Below are 20278 nucleotides of genomic sequence, written 5' to 3'. Positions count from 1 at the left end.
AACCGATGTGGGGAAACGAGAATGGCTCTGACCAGGCGCAAGGAAGGTGGTAACACCTATCGTGCCGAGATGGATGCGCAGGAGCGCGCGTCGCGCGACGAGATCATGGCGCTGCAGAAGCAGCGGCTGGCCTGGTCGCTCCAGCACGCCTACGACAACGTCGCGCATTATCGCACGGCCTTCGACAAGGCGGGCGTGCATCCAGCCGATTTTCACGAGCTCTCCGATCTCGCGAAGTTTCCGTTCACGGTGAAAACGGATCTGCGCGATAATTATCCCTTCAACATGTTCGCCGTACCGCGCGAAAAGCTGGTGCGCGTGCACGCCTCTTCGGGAACGACGGGGAAGCCGATCGTGGTCGGCTATACGCAACGCGACATCGACACCTGGTCGGAGGTGATGGCGCGCTCCATCCGTGCTGCCGGCGGCCGCACCGGCATGATCATCCACAATGCCTACGGCTACGGTCTCTTCACCGGCGGGCTCGGCGTCCATTACGGCGCCGAAAAGCTCGGCTGCACGGTGGTGCCAATCTCCGGCGGTATGACCGAGCGGCAGGTGCAGCTCATCAACGACTTCAGGCCTGATATCATCACGGTGACGCCGAGCTACATGCTGGCGATCCTCGACGAGTTCAAGCGCCAGAAGCTCGATCCGCGCCAATGCTCGCTCAGGGTCGGCATCTTCGGGGCCGAGCCCTGGACCAATGCGATGCGCAGCGAGATCGAGGACGCCTTCGACATGGATGCCACCGACATCTACGGCCTCTCCGAGGTGATCGGGCCGGGCGTCGCGCAGGAATGCATCGAGACCAAGGATGGGCTGCACATCTGGGAGGACCATTTCTATCCTGAAGTGATCGACCCGGTAACGGGTGCGGTGCTGCCGGATGGCGAACAAGGCGAACTGGTCTTCACCTCGCTGACCAAGGAAGCGTTCCCGGTGATTCGTTACCGCACCCGTGACCTGACGCGGCTGCTGCCGGGCACGGCGCGCCCCGGCATGCGGCGCATGGAGAAGGTGACGGGCCGCTCGGACGACATGATCATCTTGCGCGGCGTCAACTTGTTTCCGACCCAGATCGAAGAGGTGCTGCTCGCGACCGACTGGTGCGGTGGACACTTCATCCTCGAACTGACCCGCGAAGGCCGCATGGACGAGCTGACCATCATCGCCGAGGCGCGACCCGAAAGCTGGGACGGCCGTGGTCTGATCGACCATGCCGACCGGATCTCGACCCATATCAAGAACACGATCGGCATCAGCTCGAGGGTGCAGGTGGTTGCGCCCGCCACGCTGGAACGCTCGCTCGGCAAGGCCAAGCGCCTCTATGACAAGCGGCCCAAGGACTGACTTGACGGACTGACTTGACGGACTGACTTGACCGATTGACTCGACCGCCTCCAGAGGCGACAAGGCCCGCGAGAAATCGCGGGTCTTTTTCATGTCGCCATCCGATAGCAAAACCGTCGAAGCGCGTTGCGTGCGCCTCAATGCCAAGGCAGAGAGCGCCGCGGCGGTTACGCCCGTGGTCGAGCAACATAGGCTGAGCCGTGGCCCGAACGACCTGCTGATCGAGGTGAAGGCGGCCGCGGTCAATCCGTCCGACGTCAAGGCCGCTACCGGCCTGATGCCCTATGCGGTGTTCCCGCGCACACCTGGCCGTGACTATGCCGGCATGGTGATCGATGGCCCGGCCGGCACGATGGGCCGCGAGGTGTTCGGCTCTTCCGGCGATCTCGGCATCCGCCGCGATGGCAGCCATGCCAGCCATCTCGTGGTCGAGGCGGATGCGGCGGTGGAGAAGCCGAAGGCGCTGTCGTGGGAAGAAGCTGCCGGCATCGGCGTGCCCTTCGTCACCGCGATGGAGGGCTTTCGCCGTGCCGGCGTGCCGAAGAGTGGCGAGACGGTTCTCGTGTTCGGGGTCAATGGCAAGGTCGGTCAGGCCGCGGTGCAGATCGCAACCTGGCACGGCGCACGCGTCATCGGCGTGGTGCGCAAGTCCGAAGCCTATGAAGGCCACGGCAATGCGCCGATCGAGGTGATCGACGCCTCTGCGGTCGACGTCGCCGCGCGCGTGCGCGAATTGACCGGCGGCAAGGGCGCCGACATCGTCTTCAATACCGTCGGCGATCCCTACTTCCAGGCTGCGCACAAGTCGCTCGCGTTGCGCGGCCGTCAGATCCTGATCGCCGCGATCGACCGCATCGTGCAGTTCAACATCCTCGAATTCTATCGCGGGCAACACACCTATGTCGGCATCGACACGCTTGGACTGTCCTCGGCTGCGACCGGCGCGGTGCTGCGTGAGCTCGGCCCCGGCTTTGCGAGCGGTCACCTGAAGCCGTTCCCGATCAGGGCGAATGCGATCTACCCATTGCAGCGGGCGAAGGAGGCTTATGCCGCCGTTGCCGGGTCGTCGCGCGATAGGGTAATCCTGCGGCCATGAAGCTCGTCATTGCGCTCGCAATGACGGGAGAATGGCGAGAGGTCTGAGAACGTTCAATGGAATCCACCCATCCCGTCATCCTCGCCGGCTTCGTTATCGGCCTCGTCTATGGCTCCGTCGGCCTGCTCAGCGGCTTCTGCCTGATGAGCAGCATGCGCGCCTGGTTGGCAGAGGGAGACGGGCGGCTGGTCCGGTCTTACGCGTTGGCGATTGCGGTGGCGATTGCGGCGAGCCAGTTCCTCGCCGGCGCCGGCATGGTCGATCTCGGCAAGTCGATCTACCTGCAACAGACCTTTTCGCTGCCTGTGCTGTTCCTCGGTGGCCTGCTGTTTGGTTATGGCATGGTGCTGTCGAACGGTTGCGGCTCGCGGGCGCTGGTGCTGCTGGGCCGCGGCAATCTCCGCTCGTTCGTCGTCGTGACCGTGCTTGCCATTGCCGCGCAGATGACGCTCAAGGGCCTGATCGCGCCGGCTCGCATTGCGCTGGTTCAGGCTTCGCAAACAACTGTGAACGTCAATTCGTTGCCCTCAGTGCTGGCGACGCTCGGTCTCGCTGAGGGGGCTTCGCGAGCTTTGGCCGCAGCCGTGATCGCCTTCGCGCTGATCCTGTTTGCCTTCGCGCATACGGCGTTCCGCCGCTCTCCGGGCCAGATCGCGGCCGGGGTCATTGTCGGTCTGCTCGTCGCCGGCGGATGGTACGTGACCGGCTATGTCGGCGCCGACGATTTCAATCCCGTCCCGGTCACCTCGCTCACCTTCATCGCGCCGATCGCCGATAGCCTGCAATACGCCATGCTCTCGACCGGCCTGACGCTGAACTTTGGCATCGCGACGGTTGGTGGCGTTCTTGCCGGCAGCCTCGTCACTGCGCTCGTCACTGGCCGCTTCAGGCTCGAAGGCTATTCGTCGCCGCGCCACATGCTGCGCTCGGCCGGCGGCGCCGCGCTCATGGGCATCGGCGGCGTGATGGCGTTTGGCTGCTCGATCGGGCAGGGACTCACCGGCGTGTCGACGCTCGCGCTGGGCTCCTTCGTTGCGGTCGCCGGCATCGTGCTCGGCACCGCGGCAGGTCTGCGCGGCAGCTTGCGCGTTCAACCGCTCGCGGTCGCCTGACGGCGCAGCAGCCGGTCGCCCAGCGTCGCCAGGCCGATGCCGGTGACGATCAGTGCCGCGGCGGTGACGAGGCTCCTGTCGATCGGCTCGCCCAGCAGGATCGCCGCGCTGGCAATACCGACGAGCGGCGTCGCGGTGGTGCCAAGCGCCGTGGTCAGCGCCGAGATGCTCTTGTTGACCATCGACATCGCCCAATAAGCGAGCGCAGTCCCGATCAGGCCGGAATACAGGAACAGCAGGACAAGCTTCCACGACCATGCCGCATGCGGCAGGCCATCCACGACCATAGCTGACACTGTCAGCACGATCGTCGCCACGAGCACCTGCCAGATCAGGAGCTGGAGCGGGGATGCGATCCAGCGGTGCGCGCGGATATAGATGATGTTCGCAGCCCAGGAGATCGCGGCCAGAATGACCATGCCGGCACCGAGCACGACGTTGCTGTTGGTCCAGTCGATCGACGCCGGGTTCAGGATCACGGCAAGCCCGATCAATCCCAACAGGGCGCCGGCAAGCTTCGCCAGGGTCAGCGTATCCTTTCCGAGCAGAGGCGTCGCGATCGCGACCCAGAGCGGCGTGGTGTAGCCGAGCACGACGGCCTTGCTCGCGGGCAGGAAGCGCACACCGGCCGCAACCAGCACGGAGAATATCGTCATGTGCAGCAACGCGACGCTGAGCACCACCGGAATATCGCGCCGCTCCGGGATCACCAGATTGTTGCTCAATCCGAGGATCACGAACAGTCCAGCCAGGGCGATCCAGCTGCGGATCGCCGAGGTCCACAGCGGCGGAAGGAATTGAACGATCTGCTTCGTCATCGACCAGTTCACGCCCCAGGCAAGCACGACGATGAGAAACAGGCCGATCGCCGCACGGGGTGACAGGGAAGAGTTCATCGCAAAATCCTTGAAGCAGTCCGGTCCGGTGGATAGCATCTCGCCTGGCACCCGAAAAAGTGCCAGATCGGAGAAGATGAAGGTGCCAGTTTCGGAGAGCATGATCGCCGGCCTGGTCGAACTCGGCCGGGCTGATGAAGAGGGGTTGGTGGCGCAATTGACCGGCCAGCTCCGAAGGCTGATTGCGGCCGGGCGCCTCGCCAAAGGCAGCGCGCTGCCGTCGAGCCGCCGGTTTGCGAGCGAGCTTGGCGTCTCCCGCAACACCGTGACTTATGCATTCGAGCAGCTTGCCGCTGAAGGGTATCTCGAGGCGTCGCACGGCCGCCGTCCCGTGGTGACAGTCGATGGCGGTGAGCGCTTTGCAGCGGCGCGCGGGGGCGGCTCGAGCCTCCGTCCCGGCAAAGTGCCGCTGTCACCCTGGGCCTCGAAGCTCACGCAGACCGACTGGCCGATGTCCTACCAGGCGCCGCTCAAGCCGCTACGTCCGGGGCATGGCGATGCGCGCGAGTTTCCGAACGAGGTCTGGGCGCGCTGCCTGCGCCGCAGCGCCGTGCGCGCTGCCAGACGAGAGCTTGGCCCGGTCAACCGAATGCGCCTGCGTGAAGCGCTGGCGCATTATCTCGCGGCCAGCAGAGGCGTTCGCGCCACAGTGGACCAGATCATGATCCTGCCGAGTGCGCAGGCCGCACTGACGCTGATCGCGGCCGTGCTCATCACGCCAGGCGATGAGGTCTGGGTCGAGGATCCCGGCTATCCCGGTGCCGCAGCCGCCTTCCGTGCGTCGGGCGCGCGGGTGACCGGCATCGGGCTCGACGAGCAGGGTATGCAGCGAATGCCGGGAATGACGGCGCCCAAGCTCATCTTCGTGACGCCCTCGCACCAGCATCCGACCGGGCGGTTGATGTCGCTGGCGCGCCGGAGCGAGTTCTTGAGATCGAGCAGGCCCGGCAAGACATGGATCATCGAGGACGACTACGATGGCGAATTCCATTATGACAGCCGTCCGGTGCCGGCCCTGCAGGGACTCGATGTCCACGGCCGCGTGTTCTACGTCGGCACGTTCTCGAAGGCGATGACGTCGGATATCCGGCTTGGTTATCTCGTCGCGCCGCCGGCGCTGGTCAGTGCCCTGGAGATCGCGCAGCGGCACATCGGGTTGATCGCGTCCAGCCACATTCAGGAGGCGCTCGCCGAGTTCATTGCCGACGGGCATTTCCTCGCGCATCTGCGCCGGATGCGCCGGCTCTATCACCTCAGGCGCGATCATCTCGTCGCGGGGCTGGAGCGCCATCTCGGCGAGGTGCTCTCGATCGAGGTGCCCTCGGGCGGTATCCAGCTCGTCGCGCGTCTCAGGCGTGGTCGCGCCGATCAAGCGGTGGTCAGGCGGTTGGTCGATGCAGGCGTCGAAACCCGGGCACTATCCAGTCTGGCGCTGGGACGGCCGCGTGATCATGGCCTGCTGCTCGGCTTTGCGGCCTGGCGCGAGAGCGAGATCAGCGCAGCGCTGCGGACGATGGCGTCGTGCTTCTAGCGCGCTAGTCCACGGCCCTGGTCACGATGCGGATCTCCGAGGTCAGGGTCCGGTGCACCGGACACTTGTCGGCGATCTCCATCAGCTTCTTGCGTTGCTCGGCATCGAGCGCGCCGTCGATCGCGATATCGCGCTCGATCTGGTCGAGCATGCCGTCCCGCGTCTCGCACTCCGCGCAGTCCTTGGCGTAGATTTTCGAATGCTTCAGTGTGACGGTGACGCGATCGAGCGGCAGCGATTTGCGGTCCGCATAAAGGCGCATGGTCATGGAGGTGCAGGCGCCGAGGCCGGCAAGCAGGAAATCATAGGGCCCTGGACCCGCATCCTCGCCGCCGGCAGCCACCGGCTCGTCCGCCGCGAGATGATGAGGCCCGACCGTGATGATCTGGTTGAACTTGCTTTTGCGGGTCTCCCGCACCACCACCCTGCGAGGTTCTTCCGGAAGATCCACCGCTTTGACCGGATTTGCGATGTCGATGTAGCGGCTCGCCCAGGCAACGATCACGTCCGCGGCGTAGAGCGCATCGGCGGGTTTCGTCAGGAGATGATCGGCGTGATCGAGCGAGACGAAGCTCTTGGGGTGCTTCGCCGCAACGAAGATCCTGGTGGCATTATCGATGCCCACGGTATCGTCGACTGGAGATTGCATGATCAGCAGTGCTTTATGGAGATCGGTGACGTCCTTCATCAGCGCGTGCTCGACGATGTCGTCGAGGAATTCGCGCTTGATCCGGAACGGGCGACCTGCGAGCGAGACGTCGACCTCGCCCCGTGTGCGGATGTCGTCGAGATGCCCGCTGAACAGGCCGGTGACGTGCGCGGGATCGGACGGTGCGGCGATCGTCACGACTGCCCTGGCCTCCGGAATCCTTCCCGCGGCTGCCAGGATCGCGGCGCCGCCAAGGCTGTGACCGATCAGGATCGACGGCGCGTTGCGGGTCGCACGCAGATGATCGGCGGCGCGCACGAGGTCGGCGACATTCGAGGAGAATGTCGAATTGGCAAAATCACCTTCACTCGAGCCTAAACCCGTGAAGTCGAAACGCAGCACCGCGATGCCCCTGGCGGCAAGCGCGACCGAGATGCGCTTGGCTGCCAGCGTGTCCTTGCCGCAGGTGAAACAGTGCGCGAACAGCGCATAGGCCGCGGGCTCGCCGTCCGGCAGCTCCAGCGCGGCCGCGAGCTGATGGCCCGCTTCGCCGGTGAATTGAAAGCGTTCCGTCGGCATGGACCTTCCCCGTGTTTGCTTGAACCTAATCGCTCGAGTAGCGCTGTTCGGCCCAGGGATCGCCGCGGTTATGGTAGCCGCGGACTTCCCAGAAGCCCGGTGCGTCGTCGGTCACGAATTCGATCGCCTGGAGCCACTTCGCGCTCTTCCAGAAATAGAGATGCGGCACGACGAGCCTGACAGGGCCGCCATGCTCGTCCGACAGCTTCTGGCCGGACCAGCTATGGGCAAGCAGCGCGTCCTCGGCAGCGAAATCCTCCAGCGCGAGGTTGGTGGTGTAGCCGTCATAGCAATGCAGCACGACGAAGCGCGCATCGTCGCGCGGCCGACAGGTCGCCAGCAGCTCGCGCGTGGCGAGCCCCTCCCATTCATTGTCGTAGCGCGACCATGTCGTGACGCAATGGATGTCGGAGGTGAATTGATCCTGCTTCTGCTCGGCAAACTCGGCAAAAGTCCAGAACAAAGGCTGCTCGATCGCGCCGTAGACGTCGAGCCGCCAGCGCTCGCGCGAGACCGGCGGCAGGACACCGAGATCGAGCACCGGCCAGTCTTTTGTCAGATGCTGGCCGGGCGGTAGCCGCTGGTCCTCGGGTCGGGTGATCCTGCCGGTGAGGAAGCGGCCCTCGCGCGCCCATTTCTCCTTGGTGCGCGTCAGCTTGCTGTCGGATGGCGTCTCGTCGGCCATATTCAACTCGTGAATGGGCTACTCGTGAACGGGCTATTCGTGGCGGTGCATCGCGGAGGCGTGCTTGGTGTCCCGCATGGTGGAATAGATGATCAGCGACAGGAAGATGATTCCGGCGAGATAGTAGTAGAACCACTGCTCGTGTCCCATGGTCTTGAAATAGAGCGCGATCGCAGGCGCCGTGCCGCCGAAGAGCGAGACGGTGATCGCATAGGGCAAACCGACGCCGAGAGCGCGGACATTGGTCGGGAACAGCTCTGCCTTCACCACCGCGTTGATGGAGGTGTAGCCGGCAACGAACAGCCAGGCGCAGCAGATCAGGATGAACGCTGTGAATGGCGACTTGGTCTCTTTCAGCGTCATCAGCAGCGGTACGGTTGCTAGCGTGCCGGCGACGCCGAAGAAGATCAAGAGCGGCTTGCGGCCGATCTTGTCGGAGATCGCGCCGTAGACAGGTTGCAGGATGGTCGCGAAGATCAGCGTGCCGAAGATCACGAAGGTGGTCTGGTCCTCGGTCAGGCCGACCGAGAGCTTGACGAAGGTCTGCATGTAGGTGGTGAAGGTGTAGAACGCCGCGGTGCCGCCGGCGGTCAGGCCGACCACGAGCAACAGCTCGCGCGGATAACGCAACAGATTGGTGAGGGAGCCCGTCGGCTTCACGACCTTCTTGGCTTCCTCGAACGCCTCGGTCTCATGCAGGCCGCGGCGCATCACGGCTGCGAATATCGCGAGCGCCGCGCCGATCGCGAACGGGATGCGCCAGCCCCAGGCCTTCAGCTCCTCGGGCGTGAGGAAGACCTTTTGCAGGAGCAGCAGCACGATGATCGCGGTGAGCTGGCCGCCGATCAGCGTGACGTACTGGAAGCTCGAATAAAAGCCGCGATGCCTGGGATCGGCGACCTCGCTGAGATACGTGGCGCTGGCGCCGTATTCGCCGCCGAGGCTGAGGCCCTCGATGACGCGGGCGAGCGCCAGGATCACCGGCGCGGCAAAGCCGATCGTTGCATAGGTCGGCGTCAGCGCGATGATCAGCGAGCCGAAGCACATGAACACCACTGACAATGTCAGCGAGATGCGTCGGCCGAAATGGTCGGCGAGGTAGCCGAAGAACCAGCCGCCCAGCGGTCGCATCAGGAAGGTTGCGGCGAAGACCACGGCGGCGTTCAATTGCTGCACCACGGGATCGTTGCCGGGGAAGAAGGCCGGGGCGAAATACAGCGCGAACGCCGTATAGGCGTAGAAGTCGTACCACTCGACGAGATTGCCGATCGAGCCGATGAAGATCGCCTTGATCCGCCGCTTGGCGTCGGCAATATCGATATGGTCGGAGGCCGGTTGGGTCGCTAGCTCTGTCACGTCCGGCCTCTCTGCGTTGGTCCCGGGAAAGGCCTACATCGCCTTTCCCAGCAGAAATGGCAACTGGCGGGGGCCTCGCACGGTACCCTGCGACCAGGTCACCGTGCCTGCCGGATCAAGCCGGAAATCCGGGATCCGCTTCAGCCATTCCTCCAACGCGACCTGCATCTCCATCCGCGCGAGGTTGGAACCGACGCAGCGGTGGATGCCGAGGCCGAAGGCGGCATGGCGGTTCTCGCGGCGATCGATCACGACCTTGTCGGCATCCGGAAACATTTTTGGGTCCCGGTTGGCGGCCGGGAAGGACAGCAGCACCATGTTGCCTGCCTTGACCGGACAGCCTGACACCGTGGTGTCCTTGACCACTTCGCGGGCCATCGTCACCGGCGAATAGGCGCGCAGCAGCTCCTCCACGGCGGTGGGAATCAGTTCCGGCTCGGCGATCAGCCGCTCGCGGTCTACAGGCGTGCGGGCGAGATGCCACAGCGAGGAGCCGATCGCGCTCCAGGTGGTGTCGATGCCGGCGATCAGGAGCAGCCGTAGCGAGCCCAGCACATGCGACTCTTCCAGCGGCTGGCCATCCCGGTCCTTGGCATTCATCAGATAAGAGATGAGATCGTCGGTCGGCTTCGATCTGCGCTCCTCGATATGGCCCCTGAAATAGTCGCTCATCTCCTGCACGGCCTGCAGCAGCATGTTCTCGTCCTTGATGCCGAGCTCCAGGATCATGTGGATCCAGTTGATGAAGAGGTCGCTGTCGCTCTCGGGAATGCCGAGCATGTGCGCGATGGCCTGAACCGGGATGTATTTGCTATAGCGCGCGGCGGCGTCGACCTTGCCATCGGCGATGAAGCCGTCGATCAGCTCGTTGCAGATCGCGCGCATCCGCGGTTCCAGTTTCTTCATCGCGTCCGGCGTGAAAGGCGGCAGCAGCAATTGCTTGGCCGGTTTGTGCACGGGCGGATCGGAAGTGATCGGCGGTGCCGCGTTTCGCGCGATTTCGGGCCGGACGTTGCGGACGATGATGCGGCGCGACGAAAAATGCTCGGTGTCGTTGGCGATTTCGCGCACCGCTTCATACGTCGTCGGCATATAGCAGCCGAGAAAGCGCTCGGTATGCACGACCGGGCTCGCGGCGCGCAGCTCCTCCCAGATCGGGAAGGGATCGTCGGTCCATTGCGGGTCGGTGTGGTCGAAATCGTTGACCCAGTCGGTCACGGGCGGATGGGCGGCAGGCTGGCTGACGTCGGACATCTCTAGAATCCCTCCGAATTCCTTGGGGCTGGTGTTCGGTGAAGGCACGCGAGGACGCGGGCGCCGCGCTACTCCTCGATCACATCGATCGCGATTTCCGGGCAGTTGGATTTGGCAAGCCAGGCCTTGTCTTCGAGCCCTGGCGGAACCGTGCCGTCTCCGGCCTCGTGGGCATTGCCGTATTCGTCGAGCTCGAACAATTCAGGCGCCAGCGCCTTGCAGCGGGCGTGGCCTTGGCATTTGTCGGGATCGACGCGAACTTTCAGTCGCTCTGCCATTGCGGCTCCCTCGGTCGTATGCGCGTGGCCCGAAGGGCGGCGCATTCCTCTTCTCTGCGGCATTTGCCGTCTGTTTTAAGTTATATGCTATTACATTATCGACAGGCTTTCCCTGTCAAGTGCAAACTTATAGGCTCCGCCGTAACATGCGGTCACATCTCGCTCGTAAGCCCGAGAACACCTACCACCACGGCGATCTCCGCGACGCCCTGATCAAGGCCGCATTGCGCGAGGCGGAGCAGGGCGGGGCGGAAGCGATCAGCATCAAAGCGCTGGCAAAGCAGCTCGGAGTCTCGCAGCCGGCGCCGTACCGTCATTTCGCCGATCGCGAGGCACTGCTTGCCGCGGTGACCGCGGAGGCGTTCCGGCAGTTCACCGCGATGCTGCGCGACGCAATGGCGAAGCCGTCGAAGCAATCGAAACTGTCGCGATTGGCGCAGGCAACGCTCGACTTCGGTCTGCGTCGCAACGGCGTCTACCGCTTGATGTTTGCGTCCCGCACCGTGTCCTGCGCGGCCAAGGGCAGCGAGCTGCATGAGGCGACGCGCGAGACGTTCGCGCTCGTGATTGAAGCTCTGGAAGCGCCGGCGGTCGCCTATTTGCGCGAACGGCAGGCACTCAAGATCTGGGCGGCGCTGCACGGCGTGGTGATGCTGGCCGAGCAGGGCCTGTTCACCGGCGAGGCGGCGCATGCCTCGCGCGAGGAATTGGTCGAGGATTTTGTGAACGAGACGAAGGCTGCTCTCGCAGTCGCGATCAAGCACGCGCGGCGTCAGAAAAAGGCCGGCGCCTAGGCCTTCGCTTTCAGCAGCTTCATCAGCTTCTCGACCGCGCTGTCCGGCGTCGTCACGACCGGGCGGCCGGTGGCCTCCGCGACCAGCGGCGCTGATGATGCGATGCTGAACTGGGCCAGCGCAATGACGTCGCAATCGCGCAGGTCTTTTGACGCCTCGACAATCAGTCGGTCATGCGTGGCGCGGTCGCCGCGGTCGAGCGCCGCCAGCGCGCCCTCGGCAAGCTTCGGCACGATCTGGACGGAGGCCGGAAACTCAGGCGGCATCGACGCCAGCGTCGGCGGGAAGGTCGAGAGCAGGCCGATCCTTTTGCCCATCGTCACGGCACGTTCGATCATCGCCTCGTTCGGTTTCAGCACCGGCATCGGCGCATGCGCCCGCGCAACGGCCTCGATGCAGGGGCCGAAGGCCGAGCATGTGAAGAGGATGCCATTCGCTCCGGTCGCTGCGGCATAGTCACCGAGCGCGAGGAAGCGATCGGTCATGGCATCGTCGAGCTTGCCGTCGCGGGCCAGATCGGCCGAGAGGCTGTCGTCAAGCAGGTTCATCAGCCGCGCCTCCGGCCACGCCCGTGCGAACGCCGCCTCGATCGGGGCGATGGAATGCTTGAGGGCGTGGATCAGGGCGATGCGAGGGGACGTCGTCATTGAAGGTGATTACCTGACAGGTCTCGTGCCCCGGACGCAGCGCAATGCGAAGTCTTGCGCTGCAGAGGGGCACCTTGTGGCCGCTGGTCCGGGCTTTGCGCATCCGCGCGTCGGACACGGAGACGTTTACTTGAACGGAATGGCGTACATCAAGCCGCCCTTGCTCCAGAGGCCATTGAGGCCGCGCTCGAGCTTGAGCGGGCTCGCCTTGCCGACATTGCGCTCATAGATCTCGCCGTAATTGCCGGTCGCCTTGATTGCCGTGACCAGCCATTTGTTGTCGAGGCCAAGCCGGGAGCCGAGATCGCCGGAAGCGCCGAGCAGACGCTGGATCGCGGGTGTCTGCGACTTCGCCATCTCGTCGACATTGGCCTGGGTGACGCCGAGCTCTTCGGCCTCGATCAGGCCGTAATGCAGCCAGGTGATGATATCGCTCCAGACCTCGTCGCCGTTGCGGGTGAAGGGGCCGAGCGGCTCCTTGCTGATGGTCTGCGGCAGCACGACGTAATCGGCCGGGTTCGGCGCCGCGGTGGTGACGGCACCGGCGAGCGCGGACGCGTCCTGCGTCATGGCATCGCAGCGGCCGCCGAAGAAGGTCTGGTACATGGTATCGACGCGGTCGAACACCAGCGGCTTCCAGTCGATGCCGTTGGCGCGGCCGTAATCGCCGAGCGTGACTTCGTGCGTGGTGCCCTGCGCGACGCAGACGGTCGCGCCCTTGAGGTCCTTCAGCTCCTTCACGCCGAGGTCCTTCTTCACGACAAAGCCCTGGCCATCATAGAAGTTGATCGGACCCTGGCGCAGGCCCAGCGTCACGCCGCGCAGGTATGTCTGCGTGGAGTTGCGGTAGAGCACGTCGATCTCGCCCGATTGCAGCGCCGTGAAGCGGTTCTGCGCGGTCAGCGAGACGTAGCGCACCTTGTCCGGATCCCCCAACACGCCGGCCGCGAGGGCGCGGCAGTAATCGACGTCGAGGCCCTTGTAGTTGCCTTGTGAATCCGGCGCCGAGAAACCGGCAAAGCCGGCGCTGACGCCGCATACCAGCGTGCCGCGGCTCTTGACCTGATCGAGCGTCGCCGCTGACGCGATCACGGTCGATGCCGCGAGCGCGCCGGCTGCAATAACCAGTTTCCTCATCATGCTACTCTCCCCTCAGTGATTGACACGACCCAACACGATGTCGACGGCCGTGCCGAGCTTGTCGACGATCCGATCGATCTCGTCTGCCGACGCGATATAGGGCGGTGCCAGCAGCACATGGTCGCCGCGGACGCCGTCCGCGGTGCCCCCGCCGGGATAGCAGCCGAGCCCAATGGCAAAGGCCTCCGCCTTGATCTTCTGGTTCAACTTGAGCGCCGGATCGAACGAAGCACGGGTGGCGCGGTCGGCGACCAGCTCGATCGCCCAGAACAGGCCGCGGCCCCTGATGTCTCCGACATGGCGGTGATTGCCGAAGCGCTCGGTGAGCCGTCGCTCGAGCAACTTGCCGTGCTTCTTCACTTGCTCAAGCAGCTTGTCCTCCCGGATCACGTCCTGCACGGCGAGCGCAGCTGCGCAGGCCAGGGGATGTGCGAGGTAAGTGTGGCCGTGCTGGAAGGCGCCGGAGCCAGAGCGGATGGTATCGATGATCTCTCTGCTCGCGAGCATCGCGCCGATCGGTTGATAGCCGCCGCCGAGCCCCTTGGCGATCGCCTGGATATCGGGCGCGACGCCCTCCTGCTCCCAGGCATGCATCGTGCCGGTGCGGCCCATGCCGCACATGACCTCGTCGAGGATGAGCAGCGCACCATGCCGGTCGCAGATCTCGCGCACCGCCTTGAAGTAACCATCGGGCGCGGTCACGGCGCCGGCCGTGGCGCCAACGACTGGCTCGGCGAGGAACGCCGCAACGGTGTCTGGGCCGAGACGCTGGAACTCGGCCTCCAGCTCCGCGGCCAGCCGCGCCGCGAACTGCGTATCGGATTCACCGTCGTGCTTCTCGTGATAGGCAAAGGCGGGCGTTACATGGTTGAAGGCGGCCGAGAGCAGCGGCGCATAGGGCGCGCGGCGCCAGGCGTTGCCGCCGGCGGCGAGCGCGCCGAGCGTGTTGCCGTGATAGCTCTGCCGCCGCGCGATGAAATGCTGCCGTTGCGGCTCTCCGCGCTCGAGGAAATATTGCCGCGCCAGCTTGATGCTGGCTTCGATCGCTTCCGATCCGCCGCTGACGAAATAGGCGTAGGCGAGCCCGCCGGGCTCATGACCGACCAGCGTCTCGGCCAGCGCCTCGGCCGGCTCGGAGGAGAAGAAGGCGGTGTGCGCATAAGCGAGCGTCGAGGCCTGCTTCGCCATGGCCGCGATCACGCGGGGATGCTGATGGCCGAGACAGGAGACCGCCGCGCCACCGGAAGCGTCGATCACGCGGCGTCCGTCCTCGGCAAAGAGATAGATTCCTTCGCCGCCGATAGCCCTGGGGGGCGTCTCACGCAACGAGCGATGCAGCACGCGGCTGGTGCGGGTGCTCATGGATCAACCTTTCTCTGAGACGTAGGTGGAGGCTGCGGCGAGCCGTGCCTCGGTGTCCTCCAAGCGCTTCTTGGCGGCTGCGCCGCCGAGCGAGAACACGACCGCGGCAAGCGACTGCGCGATTGCGAGCGCGCCGGTGAGGCTGGGAAAGAAGCCGGGCGAGGAGGCCGCCTCGAACAGCAGCACGTGCTCGGCGCCTTCGGCCATGGGCGCGGCAACGCTGTCAGCGATCGCGATCAGCCTCGCGCCGGCACGATAGGCGGCCTGTGCGACCCGGACGCTGGCATTGGTATAGGGGGTAAAGCCGATGACGATCACGGCCTCGCCGGGACGGAACGAGCCGAGATCGAGATCGTCAGGGCCCGAGGCGCCGACGATCTGCACCTGTTCGGGGCGAAACAGCCGGAGCTCGTAATTGAGCAATTCCGCGACGCTGCGACAGCTCCGATAGCCGGTGATCCAGATCCGTTTTGCATGATGCAGCGCACGAGCCGCGTCCGCAATCGCGTGGGCGGAGATGCGCGGCAGGCCGGCGGCTTCGGCCTCGAGCTTGTCGGTGACGAGCGCGACATCGGAATTCGGACCGTGACGACGATCCTTGGCGCGGAGCGAGAAGGGTGAGATCTGCGACGGCCGTCGTGCCTCGGTCAGCGCGGCCCGCAATTCGTCCCAGCCGGAATAGCCGATCGCCTTGGCCAAGCGCGTGAACGCGGCCGGATCGGCGCCGGCTTCCGCCGCGAGATCCCGCATCGACCGCGTGGTGGCGTCGTAATCGTTGGCCGCGACGAAGCGCCCGACCTCCTGCAAGCGCAGGGGCAGCGATGGCAACGCAATGCGCAGTTCGCTCAAAGGCGAGGATTTCGCTGACACGGCCATGAAACATTTGTTGCACGATTTAAGGATTGGTGCAACAGTTGACGTGCGCCGCCAAAATCGCTGTTTCAGGAAGGATTTTTGTGCCGTGACATCAGACGATCCGAGGCCGCCGCCGCGCCGCAGCTTTTTCGGCGCGCTCGGGCCGAATGAATTGAAGGGCCTGTTCTGGCAGGTGCTGGTGGTCGGCATCGCCGTCGCGGTCATCGTTTTCCTCTGGTCCAACACCGTCACCAATCTCTCGGCCCGTCGCATCACCACCGGCTTCGCCTTCCTTGGCCGCGAGGCGGGGATGCCGATTGCCGACAGCCTGCTCGCGTACAATCCCAGAGACAGCTACCTCTGGGCCTTCGTCGTCGGCGTCGCCAACACGCTGCGTGTCGCCGTGATCGGTATCGTGCTTGCGACCATTCTGGGCACGCTGATCGGAATTTCCCGGCTCTCGGCCAACTGGCTGCTGTCGCGGCTCGCCGCCGTCTACGTGGAAGTGCTGCGCGACATCCCGCTGCTGCTGCAGCTGCTGTTCTGGTACGTGCTGATGCAGGCGCTGCCGGCGGCGCGTGCGGCGTGGCGGCCTGTCGAGGGGGTGTTCCTCTCCAATCGCGGCTTGATCCTGCCGGCGATCCCGGTTGGCTCGCCGCAACTCCGGGTCCTCGGCGCGGCCGTGCTGGGCTCCGTCGCGTTTTATGTCGTTCGGCGCCGGCTGCTTGCGCAGCAGATGCGCGATGGCAGGCCCCGGCCGGCCTGGCCCTTTGCGCTCGGCTTCATTGTCGCGCTGCCGGCGGCGGTGTCGCTGCTGCTCGGCGTGTCCTGGACAATCGAATGGCCGCACCTGCGCGGCTTCAACTTCGTCGGCGGGCTTACGCTCGCGCCGGAATACTTCGCACTGCTGATCGCGCTCGTGACCTACACCTCGGCCTTCATCGCCGAGATCGTGCGCAGCGGCATTCAATCCGTACCGCGCGGGCAGTGGGATGCCGCCAGCGCGCTCGGCCTGCGCCGCAGCTTCATGCTGCGGCAGATCATCCTGCCGCAGGCTTTGCGGGTGATCGTGCCGCCGATGACGAGCCAGTATCTCAATCTGACCAAGAACTCCTCGCTCGCGGTCGCGATCGGCTACCAGGACGTGGTGTCGATCGCCAACACCACGCTGAACCAGACCGGGCAGGCGATCGAGGCGATCACGCTGATCATGGCTGTCTTCCTCACCATCAGCCTTGGCATCAGCTTCTTCATGAACTGGTACAATGCGCGCATCGCGCTGGCGGAGCGCTGAGCATGAGCGCGATCGCTGACATCCCCGACGTGCCGCGTGCCGCCCGACGCCCGCAGATCGGCAATCCGGTGCTGCGCTGGTTGCGCGCCAATCTGTTCTCGTCGATTCCGAACGGCATCCTCACGGTCGTTCTGCTGGCGGTGCTGGCCAAAGGCGTGATCAGCTTCGTGCAGTGGGGCATTGCCAACGCGGTCTGGCTCACGCCCGCCAATGATTCCAGCGCCTGCAAGGCCGTGCGCGGTCTCGGCGCCTGCTGGGCCATCATCCCGGAGAAATACCGCTTCATCCTGTTCGGGACCTATCCGTTCGACGAGCAATGGCGGCCTGGGCTGTCGGTGCTGCTGTTCATCGCGTTGTACTTTCTCTCAACCCGCCGCGCGCTATGGCGGCGCGAGCTCGGTTACGTCTGGGTCGGTGCGCTCGCTCTGATCAGCGTGCTGATGTGGGGCGGCGTGTTCGGGCTCTCCTTTGTCTCGCAGGACCGCTGGGGTGGCTTGCCCGTGACGCTGATCCTGGCGACATCAGGGCTGGCATTTGGTTTCCCCCTCGGCATCCTGGTTGCACTCGGCCGGCGCTCAAAGCTGCCGGCGATCCGCTCGCTCTCGGTGCTGTATGTCGAGCTGATCCGCGGCGTGCCCCTGGTCAGCCTGCTGTTCATGGCGAGCGTGATGTTCCCGTTGTTCATGCCGGCCGGATTCAACATCGACAAGCTGCTGCGCGCGCAGATCGCGATCATCCTGTTCGCCGGCGCTTATCTGGCGGAAGTGATCCGCGGCGGACTCCAGGCCGTGCCGCGTGGGCAATATGAGGCCGCCGATGCGCTGGGGCTGTCTTATTGGCGCAAGCACCGGCTGGTCGTGCTCCCGCAGGCGATCCGCCACGTCATCCCACCGCTGGTCAACACCTTCATTGCCTTCTTCAAGGACACCAGCCTCGTGTTGATCATCGGCATCTTCGACCTTCTGACGACAGCCAAGACCGCGATCATCGATCCGGCCTGGCAGCAGTTTTCGGTCGAAGTCTATATCTTCGTGGCCGCCATCTATTTCGTCTTCTGCTTCGCGATGTCGCGCTACAGCCGGAGCCTGGAGGCGACGCTCGCGAGGTGAGCGCGCGCGTCCGGACCCGAGAGCAGTTACGTCTTCACCCGCGGATCGATCGGCGTCGTGCCGCGCAGACCCAAAATGTCCTCCAGCACTTTCGCGCCGGCGATCACCTGCGCGTCCGCGCGTGGCGCGCCGACGACCTGCACGCCGACCGGCAGGCCGGAAGCCGTGAAGCCGCAGGGCAGCGAAAGCGACGGGCAACAGGCCAGCGTGATGGCGTAGACGATTCCGAGCCATTCGACGTAGTTCTCGAACCTCTTGCCGGCACATTCCGCGACATAGCGGTTCTCGATCGGGAACGGCGGCACGATCGTCGTTGGCGTCAACAGCAGATCATACGTCTTGAAGAACTCGATCGCGCGCGCGGTCATGCCGACGCGCTGGGCTTCGGCGCGTGCGAGCTGCTCGACCGTGAGCTTGAGGCCTTCCTCGATATTCCAGATCACCTCGGGCTTGAGCAGGTCGCGCTTGGTGCGCAGCAGATTGGCCTTGGTGATCGCGAAATCGAAGGCCCGCAGCACGTGGAAGCATTCATGCGCCTCGCGCCAGTCCGGATGTGCCTCCTCGACGATCGCGCCGGCCTCTGCGAAACGTTCGGCCGCCTTGCGGGTGATCGCTTTGACCTCAGGATCGACGGGGGTGATGCCGAGATCGGGTGAATAGGCGATGCGCTTCGGCTTCCTGCCCGACTGCGCCGCGGACAGGAACGAGGTGGTCGGCGCCGGCAGCGACAGCGGATCGTCCGCATAGTCGCCGCTCATGGCATCGAGCAGCAGCGCAAGGTCCTCGACGTTGCGTGCCATCGGGCCGACGACGCCGAGATTGCGGTCGATGCCCGATTTGGGCGTATGGGCGACCCGGCCGATGCTCGGCCGCATGCCGACGATTCCGCAGAAGGCGGCGGGACTGCGCAGGGAGCCGCCCATGTCGGAGCCCTGTGCAAGCCAGGCCATGCCGGTCGCAAGCGCCACCGCCGCGCCACCGGAGGAGCCGGCCGCCGACTTCGAAATATCCCAGGGATTGAGCGTCGCGCCGAACACTTCGTTGAAGGTGTTGGCGCCGGCGCCGAATTCCGGCGTGTTGGATTTGGCGTAGACGACCGCGCCATTGGCTTCGAGGTTCTCGACCATGAGGTCGGATGTCGCGGAAACGTTGTCTTTGAAGATCGGCGAGCCCTGCGTATTCAGCACGCCGGCGACATCGGTCAGGTCCTTGATCGGCACCGGCAGGCCGGCGAGCAACCCCCGGGCACCTGCCGGCTTCCGCATCAGCGCCTTGGCGCTGTCGCGCGCGCGATCGAAGCACAGCGTCGGCAGTGCGTTGACCTTGCCATCGACCTCCGTGACACGCTTCTCCACCACATCCAATAGCTCGAGTGGTGAGACGTCGCCGGAGCGCAAGATGTCGACGACCGTGCAGGCGGTTTCGCGGATCAGGTCCTGAGACAACTATTTTACTCCTAAGCGGCGCTTGGTTCGCAGCAACACAATCTAACTCCAGCCGGCACTGATGCCGCCGTCCACCGTGTAGATCACGCCCGACGTGTAACCAGCACGATCCGACGCGAGGAAGGCCATGAGGTCGCCGATCTCGCGCGCATGCGCGGGGCGGCCGAGCGGCAGGCCTTTCTGGAATTCCTTGTAGCGGTTCTCGTCGCCGAACTGGTGCTTGGCCCGCGTCTTCAGCAGCGTGACGTGACGGTCGGTGCCGACGGGACCGGGGTTGATGCCGACCACGCGGATGTTGTCGGTGAGGCTCTTGCCGCCGAGCGCGCGGGTGAAAGCCATCAACGCGGCGTTGCCGGTGCTGCCGCAGATGTAATTCGCGTCGAACTTTTCGCCGGCGGCACCAATGTCGTTGACGATGACGCCGCCGCCCTTCGCTTTCATCTGCGCGTAAATCTGCCGCGTGAGGTTGATGTAGCCGAACACTTTCAATTCCCACGCGTGCCGCCAGGTCGTCTCGTCGATCTTGTCGATCGAGCCGCCGGGGATGTCGCCGGCATTGTTGACGAGCACGTCGATGTCGGAGGCTTCCCTGGCGAGCCGCGCGAGGTCATCGACCTCGCGCAAATCAACGACGGTGGTCGTCGCGTCGATCTGGTGCGCCGAGCGCAGACGGTCGGCCAGCGCCTCGAGCTGGTCGCCGCTGCGGGCGGCGAGCAGGAGGTTTGCGCCTTCCTCGGCAAACGCCTCGGCGGCGGCGGCGCCAATGCCCTTGGACGCGCCTGTGATCAGGACGCGCTTGCCACGCAGATGCAGATCCATGAGGGCTACTCGCAGGATGGGACC

19 protein-coding genes are annotated in these 20278 nt (G+C 64.9%); 7 read left to right on the top strand and 12 right to left on the bottom strand.

What is annotated here, in order from left to right; all coding sequences use genetic code 11:
* Window positions 1–21 precede the first annotated feature (21 nt).
* The 3 genes from paaK (at window position 22) to ACVWZ4_RS00795 (ending at window position 3561) form a co-directional block, all read left to right on the top strand.
* Window positions 22–1353, top strand: coding sequence for a phenylacetate--CoA ligase PaaK (paaK, locus tag ACVWZ4_RS00805; protein ID WP_456738075.1), 1332 nt, complete (start codon window positions 22–24; stop codon window positions 1351–1353).
* Window positions 1354–1444: 91 nt separating this feature from the next.
* Complete coding sequence (locus tag ACVWZ4_RS00800; protein WP_456739650.1) at window positions 1445–2449, top strand: quinone oxidoreductase family protein; 1005 nt, start codon at window positions 1445–1447, stop codon at window positions 2447–2449.
* A gap of 56 nt (window positions 2450–2505) precedes the next feature.
* Window positions 2506–3561, top strand: a complete 1056-nt coding sequence (locus ACVWZ4_RS00795) for a YeeE/YedE family protein (RefSeq protein WP_456702467.1) — start codon at window positions 2506–2508, stop codon at window positions 3559–3561.
* On the opposite strand, the gene ACVWZ4_RS00790 is transcribed toward ACVWZ4_RS00795, so the two are convergent.
* Window positions 3540–4457 (bottom strand): DMT family transporter, encoded by a 918-nt coding sequence (locus tag ACVWZ4_RS00790; protein ID WP_456789945.1) that lies wholly within the window; start codon window positions 4455–4457, stop codon window positions 3540–3542. The genes ACVWZ4_RS00795 and ACVWZ4_RS00790 overlap by 22 nt on opposite strands.
* A gap of 76 nt (window positions 4458–4533) precedes the next feature.
* Here ACVWZ4_RS00790 and pdxR point away from each other — a divergent pair, with 76 nt between their 5' ends.
* The gene (gene pdxR, locus ACVWZ4_RS00785) at window positions 4534–5988 is read left to right on the top strand and encodes a MocR-like pyridoxine biosynthesis transcription factor PdxR (RefSeq protein WP_456739649.1); all 1455 of its coding nucleotides are present in this window, start codon (window positions 4534–4536) and stop codon (window positions 5986–5988) included.
* Between the two features lie 4 nt (window positions 5989–5992).
* Here pdxR and ACVWZ4_RS00780 read toward each other — a convergent pair whose 3' ends face one another.
* The 5 genes from ACVWZ4_RS00780 to ACVWZ4_RS00760 form a co-directional block, all read right to left on the bottom strand.
* Complete coding sequence (locus tag ACVWZ4_RS00780; protein WP_456739648.1) at window positions 5993–7216, bottom strand: bifunctional alpha/beta hydrolase/OsmC family protein; 1224 nt, start codon at window positions 7214–7216, stop codon at window positions 5993–5995.
* A gap of 25 nt (window positions 7217–7241) precedes the next feature.
* Window positions 7242–7901: a sulfite oxidase-like oxidoreductase gene (locus ACVWZ4_RS00775; protein ID WP_456702470.1), complete on the bottom strand. Its 660-nt coding sequence runs from the start codon at window positions 7899–7901 to the stop codon at window positions 7242–7244.
* A gap of 33 nt (window positions 7902–7934) precedes the next feature.
* Window positions 7935–9257: an MFS transporter gene (locus tag ACVWZ4_RS00770; protein WP_456702471.1), complete on the bottom strand. Its 1323-nt coding sequence runs from the start codon at window positions 9255–9257 to the stop codon at window positions 7935–7937.
* Between the two features lie 33 nt (window positions 9258–9290).
* Complete coding sequence (locus ACVWZ4_RS00765) at window positions 9291–10511, bottom strand: cytochrome P450 (protein ID WP_456739647.1); 1221 nt, start codon at window positions 10509–10511, stop codon at window positions 9291–9293.
* A gap of 68 nt (window positions 10512–10579) precedes the next feature.
* Window positions 10580–10789, bottom strand: a complete 210-nt coding sequence (locus ACVWZ4_RS00760; RefSeq protein WP_260375419.1) for a ferredoxin — start codon at window positions 10787–10789, stop codon at window positions 10580–10582.
* 146 nt (window positions 10790–10935) lie between these two features.
* Here ACVWZ4_RS00760 and ACVWZ4_RS00755 point away from each other — a divergent pair, with 146 nt between their 5' ends.
* Window positions 10936–11583 (top strand): TetR/AcrR family transcriptional regulator, encoded by a 648-nt coding sequence (locus tag ACVWZ4_RS00755; protein WP_456702473.1) that lies wholly within the window; start codon window positions 10936–10938, stop codon window positions 11581–11583.
* On the opposite strand, the gene ACVWZ4_RS00750 is transcribed toward ACVWZ4_RS00755, so the two are convergent.
* The 4 genes from ACVWZ4_RS00750 to ACVWZ4_RS00735 all read right to left on the bottom strand — a co-directional run bounded on the left by ACVWZ4_RS00750 (window position 11580) and on the right by ACVWZ4_RS00735 (window position 15608).
* The gene (locus ACVWZ4_RS00750; RefSeq protein ID WP_456702474.1) at window positions 11580–12230 is read right to left on the bottom strand and encodes an aspartate/glutamate racemase family protein; all 651 of its coding nucleotides are present in this window, start codon (window positions 12228–12230) and stop codon (window positions 11580–11582) included. The genes ACVWZ4_RS00755 and ACVWZ4_RS00750 overlap by 4 nt on opposite strands.
* A gap of 126 nt (window positions 12231–12356) precedes the next feature.
* Window positions 12357–13370 (bottom strand): amino acid ABC transporter substrate-binding protein, encoded by a 1014-nt coding sequence (locus ACVWZ4_RS00745; RefSeq protein ID WP_456702475.1) that lies wholly within the window; start codon window positions 13368–13370, stop codon window positions 12357–12359.
* 12 nt (window positions 13371–13382) lie between these two features.
* Window positions 13383–14732, bottom strand: coding sequence for an aspartate aminotransferase family protein (locus tag ACVWZ4_RS00740; RefSeq protein WP_456739646.1), 1350 nt, complete (start codon window positions 14730–14732; stop codon window positions 13383–13385).
* Window positions 14733–14735: 3 nt separating this feature from the next.
* Complete coding sequence (locus tag ACVWZ4_RS00735; RefSeq protein ID WP_456739645.1) at window positions 14736–15608, bottom strand: MurR/RpiR family transcriptional regulator; 873 nt, start codon at window positions 15606–15608, stop codon at window positions 14736–14738.
* Window positions 15609–15693: 85 nt separating this feature from the next.
* Here ACVWZ4_RS00735 and ACVWZ4_RS00730 point away from each other — a divergent pair, with 85 nt between their 5' ends.
* Together ACVWZ4_RS00730 and ACVWZ4_RS00725 are read left to right on the top strand one after the other, a co-directional pair.
* On the top strand, window positions 15694–16881 hold the full coding sequence (locus ACVWZ4_RS00730; protein ID WP_456789944.1) for an amino acid ABC transporter permease: 1188 nt from the start codon (window positions 15694–15696) through the stop codon (window positions 16879–16881).
* Window positions 16882–16883: 2 nt separating this feature from the next.
* Entirely contained in the window at window positions 16884–17990 is a 1107-nt protein-coding gene (locus ACVWZ4_RS00725) for an amino acid ABC transporter permease (protein ID WP_456739643.1), read from the top strand.
* 26 nt (window positions 17991–18016) lie between these two features.
* On the opposite strand, the gene ACVWZ4_RS00720 is transcribed toward ACVWZ4_RS00725, so the two are convergent.
* On the bottom strand, window positions 18017–19435 hold the full coding sequence (locus tag ACVWZ4_RS00720; protein WP_456739642.1) for an amidase: 1419 nt from the start codon (window positions 19433–19435) through the stop codon (window positions 18017–18019).
* A gap of 42 nt (window positions 19436–19477) precedes the next feature.
* Window positions 19478–20254: an SDR family oxidoreductase gene (locus ACVWZ4_RS00715; protein ID WP_456739641.1), complete on the bottom strand. Its 777-nt coding sequence runs from the start codon at window positions 20252–20254 to the stop codon at window positions 19478–19480.
* Between the last annotated feature and the right edge of the window lie 24 nt (window positions 20255–20278).

The organism is Bradyrhizobium sp. USDA 4472, assembly GCF_054058595.1.
Note: the sequence above shows the minus strand (reverse complement) of the source record. Positions and strands in the feature narration are given on the sequence as shown.

Coding starts and splice junctions, on each gene's coding strand:
- pdxR (WP_456739649.1), top strand. CDS start 4,534: ATGAAGGTGCCAGTTTCGGAGAGCATGATCGCCGGCCTGGTCGAACTC.
- ACVWZ4_RS00725 (WP_456739643.1), top strand. CDS start 16,884: ATGAGCGCGATCGCTGACATCCCCGACGTGCCGCGTGCCGCCCGACGC.
- ACVWZ4_RS00715 (WP_456739641.1), bottom strand. CDS start 20,254: ATGGATCTGCATCTGCGTGGCAAGCGCGTCCTGATCACAGGCGCGTCC.
- ACVWZ4_RS00790 (WP_456789945.1), bottom strand. CDS start 4,457: ATGAACTCTTCCCTGTCACCCCGTGCGGCGATCGGCCTGTTTCTCATC.
- paaK (WP_456738075.1), top strand. CDS start 22: ATGGCTCTGACCAGGCGCAAGGAAGGTGGTAACACCTATCGTGCCGAG.
- ACVWZ4_RS00795 (WP_456702467.1), top strand. CDS start 2,506: ATGGAATCCACCCATCCCGTCATCCTCGCCGGCTTCGTTATCGGCCTC.
- ACVWZ4_RS00750 (WP_456702474.1), bottom strand. CDS start 12,230: ATGACGACGTCCCCTCGCATCGCCCTGATCCACGCCCTCAAGCATTCC.
- ACVWZ4_RS00740 (WP_456739646.1), bottom strand. CDS start 14,732: ATGAGCACCCGCACCAGCCGCGTGCTGCATCGCTCGTTGCGTGAGACG.
- ACVWZ4_RS00775 (WP_456702470.1), bottom strand. CDS start 7,901: ATGGCCGACGAGACGCCATCCGACAGCAAGCTGACGCGCACCAAGGAG.
- ACVWZ4_RS00755 (WP_456702473.1), top strand. CDS start 10,936: ATGCGGTCACATCTCGCTCGTAAGCCCGAGAACACCTACCACCACGGC.
- ACVWZ4_RS00780 (WP_456739648.1), bottom strand. CDS start 7,216: ATGCCGACGGAACGCTTTCAATTCACCGGCGAAGCGGGCCATCAGCTC.
- ACVWZ4_RS00760 (WP_260375419.1), bottom strand. CDS start 10,789: ATGGCAGAGCGACTGAAAGTTCGCGTCGATCCCGACAAATGCCAAGGC.
- ACVWZ4_RS00745 (WP_456702475.1), bottom strand. CDS start 13,370: ATGATGAGGAAACTGGTTATTGCAGCCGGCGCGCTCGCGGCATCGACC.
- ACVWZ4_RS00735 (WP_456739645.1), bottom strand. CDS start 15,608: ATGGCCGTGTCAGCGAAATCCTCGCCTTTGAGCGAACTGCGCATTGCG.
- ACVWZ4_RS00800 (WP_456739650.1), top strand. CDS start 1,445: ATGTCGCCATCCGATAGCAAAACCGTCGAAGCGCGTTGCGTGCGCCTC.
- ACVWZ4_RS00765 (WP_456739647.1), bottom strand. CDS start 10,511: ATGTCCGACGTCAGCCAGCCTGCCGCCCATCCGCCCGTGACCGACTGG.